The sequence below is a fragment of the Staphylococcus capitis subsp. capitis genome, from assembly GCF_040739495.1.
Classification (GTDB): Bacteria; Bacillota; Bacilli; order Staphylococcales; family Staphylococcaceae; genus Staphylococcus; species Staphylococcus capitis.
The window spans coordinates 1,849,142-1,867,506 of sequence record NZ_CP145263.1 but is presented as its reverse complement, the minus strand read 5'-3'; the positions used below and the strand labels follow the sequence as shown (position 1 = coordinate 1,867,506).

Genomic DNA, 18,365 nt, shown 5'->3' with positions numbered 1-18,365 from the left:
ATTTTCAAAAGGTAAAACCTAAATAAAACGAGATCTTTAATTACAGAAAGGTCGTGAATATTGTGGACGAAAAAACTTTTGATGTGAACAACGTCATCAAAGATTTCCCAATTCTTGAACAACAAGTTAACGGAAAGCGCTTAGCGTATCTTGATTCAACTGCTACAAGTCAAACGCCTGTTCAAGTGTTAAATGTATTAGATGATTATTATAGACGTTATAACTCTAACGTCCATCGTGGTGTTCACACTTTAGGATCATTAGCAACAGATGGCTATGAAAGTGCACGTGAAACAGTTCGTCGATTTATAAATGCTAAATATTTTGAAGAAATTATTTTTACTAGAGGAACAACAGCATCAATTAATATTGTTGCTCGTAGTTATGGGGATGCAAATGTTGAAGAAGGCGATGAAATTGTTGTTACTGAGATGGAACATCACGCAAATATCGTTCCTTGGCAACAATTAGCTAAACGTAAAAATGCATCTCTAAAATTTATCCCAATGACTGATGAAGGCGAACTTAGAATTGATGACATTAAAGAAACAATAAATGAAAAAACTAAGATTGTAGCTATTGCACATGTTTCAAACGTTTTAGGCACTATTAATGATGTTAAAACGATTGCAGACATCGCACATGAACATGGTGCAATTATTAGTGTTGATGGCGCTCAAGCAGCACCACATATGGCTTTAGATATGCAAGATATTGACGCTGATTTTTATAGTTTTAGTGGACATAAGATGCTAGGACCTACAGGTATTGGAGTTTTATATGGTAAGCGCGAATTACTTAAAGATATGGAACCTGTAGAATTCGGTGGAGATATGATTGATTTTGTTAGTAAATATGATGCTACTTGGGCTGACTTACCGACAAAATTTGAAGCAGGAACACCACTCATTGCTCAAGCAATTGGTTTAGGTGAAGCGATTCGATATATTGAAGAACTTGGCTTTGATGCTATTCACAAACACGAGAAAGAGCTAACTGAATATGCATATGAGCAAATGTCCGCAATTGAAGGTTTAGAAATTTATGGTCCTCCAAAAGATCGTCGAGCAGGTGTTATTACTTTCAACTTATCAGATATACATCCTCATGATGTTGCGACAGCAGTTGATACCGAAGGTGTTGCTGTACGAGCTGGACATCACTGTGCTCAACCGCTAATGAAATGGCTTAATGTATCCTCAACTGCACGAGCAAGTTTCTATGTTTACAACACTAAAGAGGATATTGATCAATTAGTTCAAGCATTGAAACAAACGAAGGAGTTTTTCTCTTATGAATTTTAATAATTTAGATCAACTATATCGATCTGTAATTATGGATCATTATAAGAACCCTAGAAATAAAGGTGTTTTAGATAACGGCTCAGTGACAGTGGATATGAACAACCCTACATGTGGTGACCGTATTCGTCTAACATTTGATATTCAAGATGGGATAATTAATGATGCGAAGTTCGAAGGAGAAGGTTGCTCAATCTCTATGTCAAGCGCATCAATGATGACAGAAGCTGTTAAAGGTCATTCTCTTGCTGAAGCCATGCAAATGAGTCAAGAATTCACTAAGATGATGCTTGGTGAAGATTATGAAATCACGGAAGAGATGGGTGATATTGAAGCACTACAAGGTGTATCTCAATTCCCAGCTCGTATTAAATGTGCAACTCTTGCTTGGAAAGCTTTAGAAAAAGGGACAGTCGAAAAAGAAGGTAAAGCAGAAGGTACAACTGAAGAAGAATAATTTATTATCAATGTAATCTTCAGTGTGTTTTGAAATGAATCGGGTAAACTTAAACTATAATAACTGTATAGTCTTTAGAAGGCTATAGTATGTTGTTATAATATATATTACAACTTTAAAGAATAGTCATTTTTAAGTATTACACTTTTAACTATATAAAATTAAAAATCTCAAGCGCACGTTGTTTATTAATTATAAATTCAAGGAGTGATTAAAATGGCTAAAAAAGCACCTGATGTTGGAGATTATAAATATGGTTTCCACGATGAGGATGTGTCCATTTTCAGATCAGAGCGAGGTTTGACAGAAAATATCGTTACTGAAATTTCTAAAATGAAAGAAGAACCACAATGGATGTTAGATTTCCGTCTTAAAGCATTGAAATTATTCTATAAAATGCCAATGCCTCAATGGGGCGGAGACTTATCAGAATTAGACTTTGATGATATTACTTATTATGTTAAACCATCAGAGCACACAGAACGTTCTTGGGATGAAGTTCCTGAAGAAATTAAACGTACGTTTGATAAATTAGGTATTCCTGAAGCTGAACAAAAATACTTAGCAGGTGTATCTGCGCAATATGAATCAGAAGTTGTTTATCACAACATGGAAAAAGAATTAGAAGAAAAAGGTATTATCTTCAAAGATACTGATAGTGCATTACGCGAAAATGAAGATTTATTTAGAGAATACTTTGCTTCTGTTGTACCTGCTGCAGATAATAAATTCGCAGCATTAAACTCAGCAGTATGGTCAGGTGGATCATTTATCTACGTACCTAAAAACGTTAAATTAGATACACCTTTACAAGCATACTTCCGTATTAACTCTGAAAATATGGGGCAATTTGAGCGTACTTTAATCATTGCAGACGAAGGTGCATCAGTAAACTATGTTGAAGGTTGTACTGCACCTGTATATTCAACAAGTTCATTACATTCAGCTGTAGTTGAGATTATCGTGCATAAAGATGCGCATGTTCGTTACACAACTATCCAAAACTGGGCAAACAATGTCTATAACTTAGTTACAAAACGTACCTTTGTTCATGAAAATGGTAACATGGAATGGGTAGACGGTAACTTAGGTTCTAAGTTAACAATGAAATACCCTAACTGTGTATTACTAGGTGAAGGCGCAAAAGGTAGTACATTATCAATTGCATTCGCCGGTAAAGGTCAAGTTCAAGATGCGGGTGCTAAAATGATTCATAAAGCGCCTAATACGTCTTCAACTATCGTTTCTAAATCTATCTCTAAAAATGGTGGTAAAGTTATCTATCGTGGTATCGTTCACTTTGGACGTAAAGCCAAAGGTGCACGTTCAAATATCGAATGTGATACGTTAATCTTAGATAATGAATCTACTTCTGATACAATTCCATACAACGAAGTATTTAATGACAATATTTCATTAGAACATGAAGCTAAAGTATCTAAAGTGTCAGAAGAACAATTATTCTATCTAATGAGTCGTGGTATTTCTGAAGAAGAAGCTACTGAAATGATTGTTATGGGATTCATTGAACCATTTACTAAAGAATTACCAATGGAATATGCAGTAGAAATGAACCGATTAATCAAATTCGAAATGGAAGGTTCAATCGGTTAATCATATACTAGAGTTATGAGTTGAATCATTAAGAATTTCACACCTGCCAGCAACTTTATATCAGAGTTGTTGGCAGGTTATTTATTTAATTCTTTTAATATCGTTGTAGTTTATCGTTTCGAATGTTTATTTCTTGGGAAATAGTTTATAAACGTTCACAATGATTAATTTATAAGGAGAATACATCATGATTGTCTCGATTATCATTTTATTTCTAGTTTCATTTTTCTTCTCTGGAAGTGAAACAGCTTTAACTGCTGCAAATCGTACTAAGTTTCAAACTGATGCTAAGAATGGTGACAGAAAAGCTAAAGGACTTTCGAAATTACTTGATAAACCTAGTGAATTTATTACAACTATTCTTATAGTCAATAACGTAGCAAATATTATTTTACCTATTCTAGTGACTATTTTAGCCATACAAAAGGGAGTTAATATCATAGTTGCATCTGTAATTATAATAATATTAATTATTTTAATTTCAGAGGTTATCCCGAAATCAATTGCTGCGACATTTCCAGATCAAATTTCACGATTGGTATATCCTATCATCAATATTTTAGTTATTATTTTAAAGCCGATAACATTTGTGTTGAATAAAATGACAGATGGTATTAACCATTTGTTTTCCCGAGGGAAACCTGTTGAAAAGCGCTTTTCAAAAGAAGAGATACGTACTTTATTAAATATTGCAGGGCGAGAAGGTGCATTTAATGAAGTTGAAAATGCGCGTTTACAAAATGTTATGGACTTTGAGAAATTAAAGATAACTGATGTAGATACAACACCACGTGTGAAGGTGGTGGCATTTTCTAAAGAAGTCACTTATGATGAAGCATATGAAACAGTTATGAACGAACCTTATACAAGATATCCGGTGTATGATGAAGACATTGATGATATTATCGGGGTATTTCATTCAAAATATTTATTATCATGGAGTAAACATAAAGATGATAAGATTACGAATTATGCATCAAGCCCACTATTTGTGAACGAGCACAATCGAGCGGAATGGGTGCTTCGTAAAATGACTGTGACGCGTAAGCATTTAGCGATTGTGCTAGATGAGTATGGCGGCACCGATGCAATTGTGTCTCATGAAGATTTAATAGAAGAGTTATTGGGCATGGAAATAGAGGATGAAATGGACCAAGAAGAGGAAGAAAAGTTGAAAAATCAAAGGTTTCCTCAGAGTGTGAAAAGTCGATAACTTTATAACGAAGGGTGAAGTAAGATGTGGAATCAAAATGAAATGACGAAAATATTGGGCGTGCAGTATCCTATTATCCAAGCGGGGATGGCTGGTAGTACGACGCCTCATCTTGTTTCTACTGTAAGCGAACGAGGTGGTTTAGGTACAATTGGTGCTGGTTATTTTAATGCTGAAAAGTTGGAAAGTGAAATTCAAGAAGTGCAACGATTGACTGATAAACCTTTTGGAGTGAATCTTTTTGTTCCAAGTATAAATCGTTATCTACCAGATCAGATCGAACATATGAATGCATGGTTGAAACCATATAGACGTGCATTTAATTTAGAAGAACCTGTTGTCAACGTCACTGAAGAAAAACAGTTTAAACAAGCAATCGATTTAATTATTAAGTATCATGTGCCAGTATGTTGTTTTACATTTGGTATTCCGGATGAAGAAACAATTCAAAAACTTAAAGAAGCGAATGTCACTTTAGTTGGAACGGCTACTAGTGTAGATGAAGCAATTGAAAATGAGCGTTCTGGAATGGATATCATTGTCGCCCAAGGTAGCGAAGCAGGTGGACACAGAGGTTCATTTTTAAATCATAGTGATGAAGAACCTATGATAGGGACGATGTCACTTGTACCGCAAGTGGTAGATAATGTATCTATACCGGTTGTAGCTGCTGGAGGTATAATGGATGGTAGAGGTTTACTTGCGAGCATGATGCTTGGTGCCCAAGGGGTGCAAATGGGCACAGCATTCCTAATTTCTGACGAAAGTGCTGCGAGTGATTTATTGAAAAATGCTATACTAGGAAGCAAAGAAACAGATACTGTAGTTACTAAAGTATTTAGTGGTAAGTTTGCACGTGGAATTCATAATGAGTTTATTCATGAAATGAATCAATATGACGGTGAAATCCCAGATTACCCAATTCAAAATCAACTGACAAATAGTATCAGAAAAGCTGCGGCGCAAAATGGTAGTCGAGAACTTACACATATGTGGAGCGGACAATCTCCACGTCTTGCTGAAAGAATGCATGCTTCAATGGTAATGGATAAAGTAATATCACAAGTGGAAAAGAAATTACAACTTATATAATCATAGATAAATTAGGAGAGGGAAGCGTCCTTAAATATTAACGGATGTTCCTTCTCTTTTTATATATTAATCATTGATTTTTATAATATTAAAGAATATGTAAAGTTTATATTGTTAGAGTGAACCACTCTATTATAGTGTGGTATCATGTTGATGGTGATAAAAATGATAGAAATAGGTCTTACTGGTTGGGGAGACCATGATACATTATATGAGGATTTAGAACGTAAGAATGATAAGTTAAAGACTTACGCTAGCCATTTTCCCATAGTGGAATTAGACGCCTCATATTATGCAATTCAACCAGAACGAAACATAATGAAATGGATAAATGAAACGCCTAAACGTTTTCAATTTATCGTAAAAATACATCAAGCATTGACGCTTCATGCTGATTATAAAGAATACGCTGAAACACGTAGTGAATTATTCGTACAATTTAAAGAGATGCTCGAGCCTCTTAAAGAACATAATAAACTTGCGATGGTCTTGGTTCAATTTCCACCATGGTTTGATTGCAACGCTCAAAATATTAACTACATACTATATGTTAGAAAGCAATTAGAAAATGTGCCTATGTGCGTGGAGTTCAGACATCAATCATGGTTCGACGAACGTTTTAAAGAGCAAACGTTATCATTTCTAACGGACCATCAAATCATACATTCTGTAGTTGATGAACCTCAAGTCAAAGAAGGTAGTATCCCTCTCGTTAACAGAATTACAAATCAAGTTGCTTTTGTACGTTATCATGGACGTAATCGTCATGGCTGGACGAAAAAAGATATGACAGATCAAGAATGGCGAGATGTTAGATATTTGTATGATTACAGTAGAGAAGAACTTGAGGATTTAGCACAAAAGGTTAAAATCTTAAATCAAAAAGCTAAAAAGGTTTATGTAATTTTTAATAATAATTCAGGTGGGCATGCTGCTCAAAATGCTAAAACATATCAAGACATACTAGGTATTGATTATGAAGGTTTAGCTCCGCAACAATTAAAATTATTTTAAGAGGCGAATATCATGTTATTAACTATTATTTTACTGGTTTTAATAGGTGGACTCTCAGCAATCTTAGGGTCAATTGTAGGTATAGGAGGCGGCATTATTATCGTGCCAACTCTTGTATATTTAGGAGTGAATCATCACTTACTTCATGGCATCACACCGCAGATTGCTATTGGTACATCTTCAGTTATCCTTATCGTTACAGGATTATCATCTTCGTTAGGTTATTTAAAAACGAAACAGGTTGATATAAAAAACGGGTCTATTTTTCTTTTTGGCTTATTACCGGGGTCTCTTATAGGATCGTTTTTAAGTCAATTCTTAACTTTAGATTCATTTAACTTATACTTTGGTATTTTTATGATTTGCGTAGCAATATTGCTTATGGTGCGTCATAAAATTAAACCTTTCAAAATATTCGATAAACCACAATATGAACGTACATACGTTGATGCAGAAGGTAAAACCTATCATTACAGTGTGCCACCACTTTTTGCATTTGTAGCAACTTTATTTATAGGCATACTCACAGGTTTATTTGGTATTGGTGGAGGAGCACTTATGACTCCATTAATGCTCATTGTATTTAGATTTCCACCACATGTTGCCGTAGGAACGAGCATGATGATGATTTTCTTTTCAAGTGTAATGAGTTCTGTTGGACATATTGTACAAGGTCATGTCGCTTGGGGCTATTCGGTGGCATTGATTATTTCTAGTATTATTGGCGCGCAAATAGGAGTTAAAGTGAATCGTTCATTAAAATCAGATACAGTAGTCATGTTATTAAGAACGGTCATGTTATTATTAGGCGCATACTTAATAATTAAATCTCTCTTGTAATACACTAAGCACTTCTACTTTTAGATAGAGAATTTAAATGCTAAAGTAACTAATAAGTATATTTGATTTATTAATTTGAGAGGGGGACGTGTCATGGAATTAACAATTTATCATACCAACGATATTCACAGTCACTTAAATGAATATGCTCGTATTCAAGATTATATGGCTAGCCATCGACCACAACTTCAACATCCCTCCCTTTATTTAGATATTGGTGATCATGTCGATTTATCAGCTCCAGTCACAGAAGCAACGATTGGTAAAAAGAATATTGAATTACTAAACAAAGCACATTGTGATATTGCGACGATTGGTAACAATGAAGGTATGACAATCTCTCATGAAGCACTACAAAATTTATACACTGAAGCGAATTTTAAAGTCATATGTGCAAATGTGTTTGATGAGAAGGGTCAGTTACCTAATCATATTACGTCTTCGTATATTAAAGAAATTGAAGAGAGCCGAATATTATTCGTAGCAGCAACCGCACCTTTCACTCCTTTTTATAGAGCGCTTGATTGGGTAGTGACTGATCCATTAGCGGCAATTAAAGATGAAATTGAAGCTCATGAGGGTCAGTTTGATGTTCTCATTGTTATGAGCCATGTTGGCGTATTCTTTGATGAGAAATTATGTCAAGAAATCCCAGAAATTGATGTCATTTTCGGGAGCCATACACATCATTACTTTGAAAATGGTGAACTTAATAATGGTGTACTTATGGCTGCAGCTGGAAAATATGGTCATTTCTTAGGGGAAGTCAATTTAACCATCGAACATGGTAGAGTCACTGATAAAAAAGCTAAATTACATCCTCTCGATGCGTTACCACAAGTTGAAACACACTTTGACGAAGAAGGTAAAGCTTTATTAAGTGAACCTGTCATCGATCATCATGTTAAATTACAGAAAAAAACGGATGTTATTACTGAAACTTCTTACTTATTAGCGGAGAGTGTTTATGAATTTACACATGCAGATTGTGCATTAGTTAATGCTGGATTAATTGTGAATAGTATAGAGGCTGATGAAGTCACAGAATATGATATTCATCGTATGCTGCCGCATCCAATTAACTTAGTGAGGGTTCGTTTAACAGGTGAAGAATTAATAAGAGTCATTAAAAAGAGCCAGGAACAGGAATATATGCATGAACATGCTCAAGGATTAGGTTTTAGAGGGGACATTTTCGGTGGTTATATTCTTTACAATCTTGGTTTTATAGAATCTGAAAATAGATACTTCATTAATGGTGAAGAAATTCAAACAGATCGCCAATACACGTTAGGTACTGTTGATATGTATACATTTGGTAGATATTTCCCGATTTTAAAAGGCTTGCCAACAGATTATATCATGCCAGAATTTTTAAGAGACATTTTTAAAGAAAAGTTGCTTAGATTTTAAATTTAACGTATATTAGATTTTAATTTATTGTTAATTTCGTTATAATAAACGGAGAGATATTAAACAGGAGGGTATGCGTTGTTATGGCGACTAAAAATGAAGAAATTTTACGTAAACCAGATTGGTTGAAGATAAAGCTTAACACGAACGAAAACTACACTGGTCTCAAAAAGATGATGCGTGAGAAAAATTTACACACAGTTTGTGAAGAAGCAAAGTGTCCAAACATACACGAATGTTGGGGAGCAAGACGTACAGCTACGTTTATGATTTTAGGTGCTGTTTGTACAAGAGCTTGTCGATTCTGTGCTGTTAAAACTGGTTTACCAAATGAATTAGATTTAAATGAACCAGAACGTGTCGCTGAATCAGTAGAGTTAATGAACTTAAAACACGTGGTTATTACTGCAGTAGCACGTGACGATTTAAGAGACCAAGGCTCAAATGTTTACGCTGAAACAGTGCGTAAAGTGAGAGAGAGAAACCCATTTACAACGATTGAAATTTTACCATCAGATATGGGTGGAGATTATGAGGCGCTTGAAACTCTAATGGCTTCAAGACCTGACATTTTAAATCATAATATTGAAACAGTTCGTCGCTTAACGCCTAGAGTACGTGCGCGTGCCACGTACGATCGTACGTTAGAATTTCTACGTCGTTCAAAAGAATTACAACCTGATATTCCAACGAAGTCTAGTCTTATGGTCGGCTTAGGGGAAACAATGGAAGAAATTTATGAAACAATGGATGATTTACGTGCAAATGATGTAGACATCCTAACAATTGGACAATACTTGCAACCTTCTCGTAAACATCTTAAAGTTGAGAAATATTACACACCACTAGAATTTGGTAAAATGAGAAAAGTTGCTATGGATAAAGGCTTCAAACATTGCCAAGCAGGTCCGCTTGTACGTAGTTCATATCACGCAGATGAACAAGTTAACGAAGCAGCTAAAGAAAGACAACGCCAAGGTGAAGAACAATTAAGTAAATAAGATGTTATATATATTCTGAAACTTAGGTTGGTTCGTCATCAACCTAAGTTTTTATATTAATTAAATTAGGTGAAACGATGATTAAAGTAGAAGAACAATACTTTGAATTAATTGAAGAATATAGAGATTGTTTTAATGAGGAAACATTTGCAGCGAGATACTCAGATATTTTAAATAAATATGATTACGTAGTTGGTGATTTTGGTTATGATCAGTTACGTTTAAAAGGTTTTTATAAAGATAGTAATAAGAAAGCTGAAATTAGTAAACGATTTTCAAGTATTCAAGATTATTTGCTAGAATATTGTAATTTTGGTTGCCCATATTTTGTAGTACGACACATACCCGAAGATGAACTCGTAGATGAAGTAGAGGATGAAGAGGATCTAATAGATAAACTTCATGATGTTAAAATACAACCCACCATTCAAGATACTGAGAAACCACATGATACTAAAGATAAATAAAAGTCCATTAAGTCGAGTACTTTACCTCGATTTAATGGACTTTTATGCATTTTATAAGTTGATATATTTAGAATTCTTACTCACTGTTGTAGAGAAATCTCATTCTGTTAACAGATTTATTTAGTGAATCACTTCGTTCAAGTATTCAATAATTTCATCGCCTTCTTCTTCAGTGACGCCTAGTATATGCGCAATATATCCTTCTTCTTCAATATCATCTGTTCCAATAATTCCGAATTTATTAGTTTGCATATTTAATACGAGTGTTTTCCCGTAGTGTCTGTCAGTTTGAACGAGCATTAAATCATAACGACTGTGTTCACCAACAAAACCTACGAACTGAACTTGGCTCTGTTCTTCGTCATCATATAAGTACATATCAATCATGCGTTATGCGCTCCTTTATTTTCCAAAAAGTGTTACGTCTAAGTATAACGACAAATGAAGAGGACTGCAAAATTATGATATGATAAGCATGATAGATGTATGAAGAGGTGACGAAGGAATGTATTTCGTAGATAAAGAAAAGTTAACTCAGAAATTGACCTATTTACAAGGTTTAACAAAAGATTATGATAAAAATAAAGATAATCGATATGCGTATGAACGTATTGCTCAAATGTTAATTGAATCATCTGTAGATATTGGGAATATGATTATAGATGGGTTTATTTTAAGAGATCCTGGCAACTATAAAGACGTGATTGATATTTTAGAATTAGAAAATGTAATTTCTAAAGAGACTCAAACCCATATTAATGACACTGTAGATGTTAGAAAACAATTTGCGCACAACTATACAGAATTGGATGTAAAAGAAATTATGCCTCTATTTGATAAAGCGTTGCCTTATTATAAGCAATTTATCCAAGAAGTTGCACAATTTCTTGAAAGTGAGAACGTTCCAATTACTGCATTTGGAAAAGGGGAGAACCAATAGTGAAGAATTATAAAGCCTATTTAATCGATTTAGACGGTACGATGTACAAAGGTACAGATGAAATCGATGGGGCCGCGCAATTTATAGATTATTTGAATCGTAATCATATACCGCATTTATACGTAACAAACAATTCAACGAAGACTCCGGAACAAGTCGTGAAGAAACTTCGTGAAATGAAAATCGATGCGAACCCTGATGAAATTGTGACTTCAGCACTTGCAACTGCTGACTTTATATCAGAAGAGCATCCAAATGCATCAGTTTACATGCTCGGCGGGAATGGCTTGAAAACAGCTTTAACTGAAGCAGGACTAACTGTAAAAACTGATGAAGACGTAGATTATGTGGTAATTGGTTTAGATGAAGAAGTTACATATGAGAAACTTGCAGTAGCCACATTAGGAGTTAGGAATGGTGCCAAATTCCTCTCTACTAATCCTGACGTCTCTATTCCTAAAGAAAGAGGATTCTTACCAGGAAATGGTGCTATCACAAGTGTGGTCAGTGTCTCTACTGGGGTACAACCACAATTTATCGGTAAACCTGAAACGATTATTATGGATAAAGCTTTAGACATACTAGGTTTAAACAAAGAAGATGTAGCAATGGTTGGGGACTTGTATGATACAGATATTATGTCAGGTATTAATGTAGGCATTGATACGATTCACGTTCAAACAGGCGTAACTACTTATGAAGAAATTCAAACTAAAGAAGTGCCACCAACATATTCTTTCGCAGATTTAAATGTTGCTATCGCTGAACTTGAAAAGTAACCCTTAAAGCCGTGTGATAAATTTCAATGGTAAGCATTATATAAAGGAAAATGTAAAGATAAACTGGGGTGAATGGATGAAAAAAATACTAATTACTCGAAAGATTTCGCATCAATTTATTGAACAATTAGAACAAATTGGCCATGTTGTCATGTGGGATAAAGAATTAACACCAATGCCTAGAGAAGCATTCTTAAGTGAAGTTAAAGACGCCACTGCCTGTTTTATTACTTTAAGTGAAAGCATAGACGAAGAAGTTTTAAAGGAAGCATCAAAGCTTAAAATCATTGCAAATATGGCTGTAGGGTATGACAATATCGATGTTCAAAAAGCGAATGACAATGGCATAACTGTAACTAACACACCTGATATATTAACTGAAACAACTGCTGAGTTAGGTTTTACTCTTATGTTAACTGTTGCTAGACGTATAGTTGAAGCGGAAAGATATGTGCAAGAAGGTCAATGGCAGAGTTGGGGGCCTTATCTACTCTCTGGTAAAGATGTTCACGATTCGACAGTTGGTATATATGGTATGGGTGATATCGGTAGAGCGTTTGCGCGTCGTTTAAAAGGGTTTAATACTCGTATTTTGTATCATAATCGTACTCAGAATCAAGATGCTGAAAATGAATTAAATGCGACATATGTTTCATTTGAAATTTTATTAAAAGAAAGTGACTACGTTATTTGTACAGCACCATTAACGCCACAAACTGAGAATCAATTCGAATCAAATGCATTTAAATTGATGAAAAATGATGCCATATTTATTAATATTGGTCGAGGTGCAATTGTTGATGAAACTGCTTTGGTCGAAGCGCTGCGGAATAAAGATATTTTAGGTTGTGGACTTGATGTTCTACGTCAAGAACCCATTGATATGAATCATCCTCTATTAAAATTTGACAATGTTGTTATTGTACCTCATATTGGAAGTGCATCACGTCTCACAAGAGACCGAATGGTACAACTTTGTGTTAACAATATTGTAGCTGTTTTAAATAAGCAACTACCTATCACACCGGTAAAAGTTAATAACTAAATAAGATATCTAAACTCACGTAAACTAGGGATGATGATCCTTTTTAGGTTGCGTGAGTTTTTAGTGACCTAATCTAACAATTTTGTTAGTCGGTCTGTAATTGTTTAATAAATGCTTTAGTCTTAAAATAATGTTGTTCTAATTAAAAGAGAACGTTAAGCTGTTCTCATTATGTAACGAAAAATGTTTTACAATGAGTTGCTAGCCAAGTTGAACATGCAACAATTATAAAAAATAGAATTGAATTATAATTCAATTGTGACTATAATGAATCGTAAAACAAAAATATAGAAGTAACATTGTATTTTTATGTTAATGATTCGAGAGAGCTTTAAATTTTAACGAATATATTATATATGTAGTAAGCAATTGAAGTTTAAGAGGTGCTATATGAAAACTAAAAGTAAAGAACCTAATAAGTATTTTGGAAAAATGAAGCCTTACTTACTTACATTATTATATTTAGCTATATTTATAGCTTTATACTTAATATATGGTAGTGGCGATACACATAATAACTTCATTTATAATGAATTCTAATGAGGGAGAGTAATGATGGCAGAAATTATTAATACGTTAAACCATTTCGCTAAAGAACAGCCAGATAAGATAGCAGTTAGACATACAGAGGATGTCTTAACATATAAAGAATTAGATGAAGCTTCGAGTAAATTGGCACATCGATTACAAGATGGTAAAAAACCAATGATATTATATGGGCACATGTCTCCATATATGATTGTAGGGATGTTCGGAGCAATTAAAGCGGGATGTGGTTATGTACCTATCGATACATCAGTACCAGAAGAACGTGTGAAAATGATTATCGAAAAAGTTCAACCAGAATTTATTTTTAACACATCAGATGAAACTTTAAATCAATCTATTGGTAAAGAAATTTCTATCAAAGATATTAAAGAATCACAGGATCCAGTTATTTTCGATAGTCAAATGAAATATAACGATGTTGTGTATACTATCTTTACATCAGGTTCGACAGGGGAACCTAAAGGAGTACAAATCGAATATGCAAGCCTTATTGAATTTGCAGAGTGGATGGTATCACTAAATAAAGCAGGCCAAGGTAAAGAATGGCTAAACCAAGCACCTTTCTCATTCGATTTATCTGTAATGGCGATATACCCATGCTTAACATCTGGTGGTACGCTTAATTTAGTGGATAAAGATATGATTAAAAAACCTAAACTGCTAAATGAGATGCTAATGAATACACCAATAAACGTTTGGGTATCTACACCTTCGTTTATAGAAATGTGCTTATTATTACCTAATCTTAATGAGGAACAATATAGTAGTTTAAATCAATTCTTCTTCTGCGGAGAGATTCTACCTCATAAAACAGCTAAAGCTTTAGTAAATAGATATCCTAATGCCACAATTTATAATACGTATGGACCTACAGAAGCCACTGTTGCTGTAACAAGTATTCAAATCACCCAAGAGGTATTAGAGCAATACAATCCTCTGCCAGTAGGTGTATCAAGACCAGGTACAACTTTATCAACTACTGATGAAGGTGAGCTTGTTATTGAAGGGCAAAGTGTAAGTTTAGGTTATCTTAAGAATGAGGAGAAGACCACAGCGGTATTCAACTTTGAAGATTGTGTTAGAACATATCACACTGGAGATAAAGCTAAAGAAGAAGACGGATTATGGTTTATTCAAGGACGAATCGATTTCCAAATTAAGTTAAACGGTTATCGAATGGAATTGGAAGAGATTGAAACACAATTACGTCAATCACAATATGTAAGAGAAACAATTGTCGTACCAGTTTATAAAAATGGTAAAGTTGTACATCTCATTGGTGCAGTTGTACCTCATGAAAAAGTTGAAGACAACTTAGAAATGACAACGAACATCAAACACGAACTTAAATCACGCTTACCAGAGTATATGATTCCGAGAAAGTTCGAATGGATGGAACAATTACCACTTACTTCAAATGGTAAATTAGATCGTAAAAAGATTGCAGAGGTAGTTAACGGATGATTCCATATGGAACGTTTACCTTCTTCTTAATTGCTTTTATCGTGCTTATACCTGTTATTGTACTCGGATTTTTAGGTAAGCGTAGTTATATTTATAACGGTATAAGTACTGCCATTATGATTGTACTTATCTTCTCTTCAGATAAACACAACCTTCTAGGTCAGAAGTATTTAAGTGTACAATTGTTAAGTTTTATTATTTATGTGATTTGGCAAGTCGCATTAATCATGTTCTATTATAAGTCTCGTCAAAAGAATAATACATTTACTAAGTTTACCACTGTGATGGTGTTATCTATCCTACCTTTAGCGATTGTGAAGATTCTTCAAAGTTCATGGTTAGGCGGACATCAGATTCATTTTCATGAAAGTAAATTAATCGAATTTGTCGGCTTCCTAGGTATATCATACGTAACGTTTAAAAGCGTTCAACTTATTATGGAAATTAGAGATGGTTCAATTAAAGAAATCAAAGTTTGGAAGTTGATTCAATTTATATCATTCTTCCCAACAATTTCATCAGGACCTATTGATCGTTATAAACGCTTTGTTAAAGACGATAAGAAGGTGCCTACTAGTGGAGAGTATAGAGAGCTTGTTCTTAAAGCTATCCACATGATTATGTTAGGGTTCCTGTATAAGTATATTATTGCTTACTTTATCCAAGTATATGCAGTTAATCCATTACAATTAAACTTACACGGTTTCACACATATGTGGCTTTATATGTATGCTTACAGCTTATACCTATTCTTTGACTTTGCGGGTTATAGCTTGTTCGCGATTGCAGTAAGTTATTTATATGGAATTAAAACACCACCTAACTTTAACCAACCATTTAAGGCTAAAAATATTAAAGATTTTTGGAACAGATGGCATATGACATTATCGTTCTGGTTTAGAGATTGTATTTACATGAGATCATTATTTTATATGTCTCGTAAGAAGTTGTTAAAAAGCCAATTTGCAATGTCTAATATGGCATTCTTCTTAAATTTCTTTATTATGGGCATATGGCATGGTCTTGAAGTATATTACATTGTTTATGGCTTATATCATGCGGCCTTGTTCATCGGATACGGTTACTATGAACGTTGGCGTAAAAATCATCCACCACGTTGGCAAAATGGATTTACTACAGCTTTAAGTATTATCATTACTTTCCATTTTGTAACATTTGGATTCTTAATTTTCTCAGGTAAATTTATTTAATAAAGGAGTAATTAATTATGGAATTTAGAGATCAAGTTTTAGACTTATTAGCAGAAGTAGCTGAAAATGATATTGTAAAAGAAAAACCAGATGTAGAAATTTTTGAAGAAGGTATTATTGATTCTTTCCAAACTGTAGGTTTACTTTTAGAGATTCAAAATAAATTGGATATTGAAGTATCAATTATGGACTTTGATAGAGATGAGTGGGCAACTCCTAATAAAATTGTAGAAGCTTTAGAAGAATTACGATGAAATTTAAACCTTTCTTACCTATCTTAATCAGTGGTGTGATATTCGTAATCTTCGTCCTATTACCAGCAAGCTGGTTTACGGGATTAGTAACGGATAAAACACTGGCTGATAATAGAATTTCTTTAACAGATCAAGTTTTAAAAGGCACGCTCATTCAAAATAAACTATTTGAGTCGGATAAGTATTATCCTATATACGGTTCAAGTGAACTTGGTAAAGATGATCCTTTTAACCCAGGTATTGCATTGAATAAACACAATTCAAGCAAACAAACGTTTTTACTCGGGACTGGAGGATCAACGGATTTGATTAACGCTGTTGAATTAGCATCACAATACGATAACCTTAAAGGGAAGAAATTAACATTTATTATTTCTCCTCAATGGTTTACTAATCATGGTTTAACAAATCAAAACTTTGATGCTCGTATGTCTCAAACTCAAATCAACCAGATGTTCAATCAAAAGAATATGCCTGCTGACTTAAAGAAACGTTATGCTCAAAGATTATTACAATTCCCGCATGCTCACAATAAACCATACTTAAGAGAGCAAGCGAAACATCCTGGAGACGTTTCAGGTAACTATATTTCAGCATTTAAAGAAAACCAACTTATAAAAATTGAAGCAATTAAATCTCTATTCTCATTTAAAAAGCCTCCATTAGCACATGTTAAACCTGCTACTAAGGAAGATGCTTCTTGGAATGAGATGAAAGATAAGGCTATTGATATTGGGAAGGCTAATACTAAATCTAACAAGTTTGATATTAGAGACCCATACTGGAAGTTAATTAAAGAAAATAAACGTAAAATAAAACGTGATTATGAATTCAATATTGATTCTCCAGAATTCCAAGACTTACAATTATTAGTACAGACATTGCATGAAGCAGGTGCAGATGTTCAGTATGTAAGTATTCCATCAAATGGTAGATGGTATGACCATATTGGTATAGATAAGGACAGACGTGAATCTGTTTATAAAAAAATCCATTCTACTGTAGTAGATAATGGTGGCAAAATTTATGATATGACAAATAAAGATTACGAGAAATATGTTATTAGTGATGCTGTCCATATTGGATGGAAAGGTTGGGTTTATGTAGACCAACAAATTGCTAAACATATGAATGGTAAAGACCCTAAAAATCATAAAGTTGATTACTCTAAGAATCAGCCACCAAATAAAGACCACAAAGCCCATGACCACCATGAAAAGAAACATCACGAAGAATAATTTATAATAATAAAGCCAGTGACTACAGAATAGTAGTTTCTGGCTTTTTTAATATAAACGTTGACTTAACTTTGAAAGTACATCAATTTAAAATTATATGCTAATTCGAAGTATTGAATATAAAAAAGCAGTAAGACAATTTCTAATTGAAATCATCTTACTGCTGCTATTTTGAGAATTATGTCCCAGCCTCAATCTATATTTACATATTCAATTAGAATACTTGTTCTACCTCGATAACACCAGGAACTTCTTCATGTAGTGCACGTTCAATACCGGCCTTTAAAGTGATTGTAGAACTTGGGCATGTACCACAAGCACCGTGTAATTGTAATTTAACAATACCATCTTCGACATCTACAAGTGTACAGTCACCGCCGTCGCGTAATAAAAATGGACGTAAGCGTTCAATGACTTCAGCTACTTGGTCGAACATCGTTGCATTCTCAGTAGGCATGTGACATGTCTCCTTT

General features: G+C 34.0%; 20 protein-coding genes. 18 read left to right on the top strand and 2 right to left on the bottom strand.

Going from position 1 to position 18,365, the window contains the following annotated elements; all coding sequences use genetic code 11:
* The first annotated feature begins 53 nt into the window (after positions 1-53).
* The 10 genes from V6C74_RS09215 to V6C74_RS09170 all read left to right on the top strand — a co-directional run bounded on the left by V6C74_RS09215 (position 54) and on the right by V6C74_RS09170 (position 10,412).
* Entirely contained in the window at positions 54-1,304 is a 1,251-nt protein-coding gene (locus V6C74_RS09215; protein WP_171002253.1) for a cysteine desulfurase, read from the top strand.
* Complete coding sequence (gene sufU / locus V6C74_RS09210) at positions 1,294-1,758, top strand: Fe-S cluster assembly sulfur transfer protein SufU (RefSeq protein ID WP_002452805.1); 465 nt, start codon at positions 1,294-1,296, stop codon at positions 1,756-1,758. Before V6C74_RS09215 ends, sufU begins: the two co-directional genes overlap by 11 nt.
* A gap of 216 nt (positions 1,759-1,974) precedes the next feature.
* A complete protein-coding gene (gene sufB / locus V6C74_RS09205; RefSeq protein ID WP_002433495.1) occupies positions 1,975-3,372 on the top strand; it encodes a Fe-S cluster assembly protein SufB in 1,398 nt (465 codons plus the stop codon).
* A gap of 187 nt (positions 3,373-3,559) precedes the next feature.
* Positions 3,560-4,585 (top strand): CNNM domain-containing protein, encoded by a 1,026-nt coding sequence (locus V6C74_RS09200; protein WP_002452806.1) that lies wholly within the window; start codon positions 3,560-3,562, stop codon positions 4,583-4,585.
* Positions 4,586-4,609: 24 nt separating this feature from the next.
* On the top strand, positions 4,610-5,677 hold the full coding sequence (locus V6C74_RS09195; protein WP_002452807.1) for a nitronate monooxygenase family protein: 1,068 nt from the start codon (positions 4,610-4,612) through the stop codon (positions 5,675-5,677).
* A 165-nt stretch (positions 5,678-5,842) separates the two neighbouring features.
* The gene (locus V6C74_RS09190; protein WP_002452808.1) at positions 5,843-6,691 is read left to right on the top strand and encodes a DUF72 domain-containing protein; all 849 of its coding nucleotides are present in this window, start codon (positions 5,843-5,845) and stop codon (positions 6,689-6,691) included.
* A 12-nt stretch (positions 6,692-6,703) separates the two neighbouring features.
* Positions 6,704-7,531, top strand: a complete 828-nt coding sequence (locus V6C74_RS09185) for a sulfite exporter TauE/SafE family protein (RefSeq protein ID WP_002452809.1) — start codon at positions 6,704-6,706, stop codon at positions 7,529-7,531.
* A gap of 93 nt (positions 7,532-7,624) precedes the next feature.
* Positions 7,625-8,944: a bifunctional UDP-sugar hydrolase/5'-nucleotidase gene (locus V6C74_RS09180; RefSeq protein ID WP_002452810.1), complete on the top strand. Its 1,320-nt coding sequence runs from the start codon at positions 7,625-7,627 to the stop codon at positions 8,942-8,944.
* An 83-nt stretch (positions 8,945-9,027) separates the two neighbouring features.
* Entirely contained in the window at positions 9,028-9,945 is a 918-nt protein-coding gene (gene lipA / locus V6C74_RS09175; protein WP_002433269.1) for a lipoyl synthase, read from the top strand.
* A 77-nt stretch (positions 9,946-10,022) separates the two neighbouring features.
* Positions 10,023-10,412: a YutD-like domain-containing protein gene (locus V6C74_RS09170; protein ID WP_002452812.1), complete on the top strand. Its 390-nt coding sequence runs from the start codon at positions 10,023-10,025 to the stop codon at positions 10,410-10,412.
* 120 nt (positions 10,413-10,532) lie between these two features.
* Here the strand turns inward: V6C74_RS09170 and V6C74_RS09165 are convergent, their stop codons facing one another.
* The gene (locus V6C74_RS09165) at positions 10,533-10,799 is read right to left on the bottom strand and encodes a DUF3055 domain-containing protein (RefSeq protein WP_002433513.1); all 267 of its coding nucleotides are present in this window, start codon (positions 10,797-10,799) and stop codon (positions 10,533-10,535) included.
* A 118-nt stretch (positions 10,800-10,917) separates the two neighbouring features.
* Between V6C74_RS09165 and V6C74_RS09160 the strand changes: the two genes are divergently transcribed.
* The 8 genes from V6C74_RS09160 to dltD all read left to right on the top strand — a co-directional run bounded on the left by V6C74_RS09160 (position 10,918) and on the right by dltD (position 17,892).
* Positions 10,918-11,352, top strand: a complete 435-nt coding sequence (locus tag V6C74_RS09160) for a DUF86 domain-containing protein (RefSeq protein ID WP_002452813.1) — start codon at positions 10,918-10,920, stop codon at positions 11,350-11,352.
* Positions 11,352-12,131, top strand: a complete 780-nt coding sequence (locus tag V6C74_RS09155; RefSeq protein ID WP_002452814.1) for a TIGR01457 family HAD-type hydrolase — start codon at positions 11,352-11,354, stop codon at positions 12,129-12,131. Before V6C74_RS09160 ends, V6C74_RS09155 begins: the two co-directional genes overlap by 1 nt.
* A gap of 76 nt (positions 12,132-12,207) precedes the next feature.
* Entirely contained in the window at positions 12,208-13,176 is a 969-nt protein-coding gene (locus V6C74_RS09150) for a D-glycerate dehydrogenase (protein ID WP_002452815.1), read from the top strand.
* Positions 13,177-13,566: 390 nt separating this feature from the next.
* Positions 13,567-13,716, top strand: coding sequence for a teichoic acid D-Ala incorporation-associated protein DltX (locus V6C74_RS09145; RefSeq protein ID WP_002452816.1), 150 nt, complete (start codon positions 13,567-13,569; stop codon positions 13,714-13,716).
* 15 nt (positions 13,717-13,731) lie between these two features.
* The gene (dltA, locus tag V6C74_RS09140; RefSeq protein ID WP_002452817.1) at positions 13,732-15,189 is read left to right on the top strand and encodes a D-alanine--poly(phosphoribitol) ligase subunit DltA; all 1,458 of its coding nucleotides are present in this window, start codon (positions 13,732-13,734) and stop codon (positions 15,187-15,189) included.
* A complete protein-coding gene (dltB, locus tag V6C74_RS09135; RefSeq protein WP_002452818.1) occupies positions 15,186-16,400 on the top strand; it encodes a D-alanyl-lipoteichoic acid biosynthesis protein DltB in 1,215 nt (404 codons plus the stop codon). The genes dltA and dltB overlap by 4 nt, the downstream gene beginning before the upstream one ends.
* Before the next feature lie 17 nt (positions 16,401-16,417).
* On the top strand, positions 16,418-16,654 hold the full coding sequence (gene dltC / locus V6C74_RS09130) for a D-alanine--poly(phosphoribitol) ligase subunit 2 (protein WP_002452819.1): 237 nt from the start codon (positions 16,418-16,420) through the stop codon (positions 16,652-16,654).
* Positions 16,651-17,892 (top strand): D-alanyl-lipoteichoic acid biosynthesis protein DltD, encoded by a 1,242-nt coding sequence (gene dltD / locus V6C74_RS09125; protein ID WP_049388673.1) that lies wholly within the window; start codon positions 16,651-16,653, stop codon positions 17,890-17,892. The genes dltC and dltD overlap by 4 nt, the downstream gene beginning before the upstream one ends.
* Before the next feature lie 214 nt (positions 17,893-18,106).
* Here the strand turns inward: dltD and V6C74_RS09120 are convergent, their stop codons facing one another.
* Positions 18,107-18,349, bottom strand: coding sequence for a NifU family protein (locus V6C74_RS09120; protein WP_002433501.1), 243 nt, complete (start codon positions 18,347-18,349; stop codon positions 18,107-18,109).
* Between the last annotated feature and the right edge of the window lie 16 nt (positions 18,350-18,365).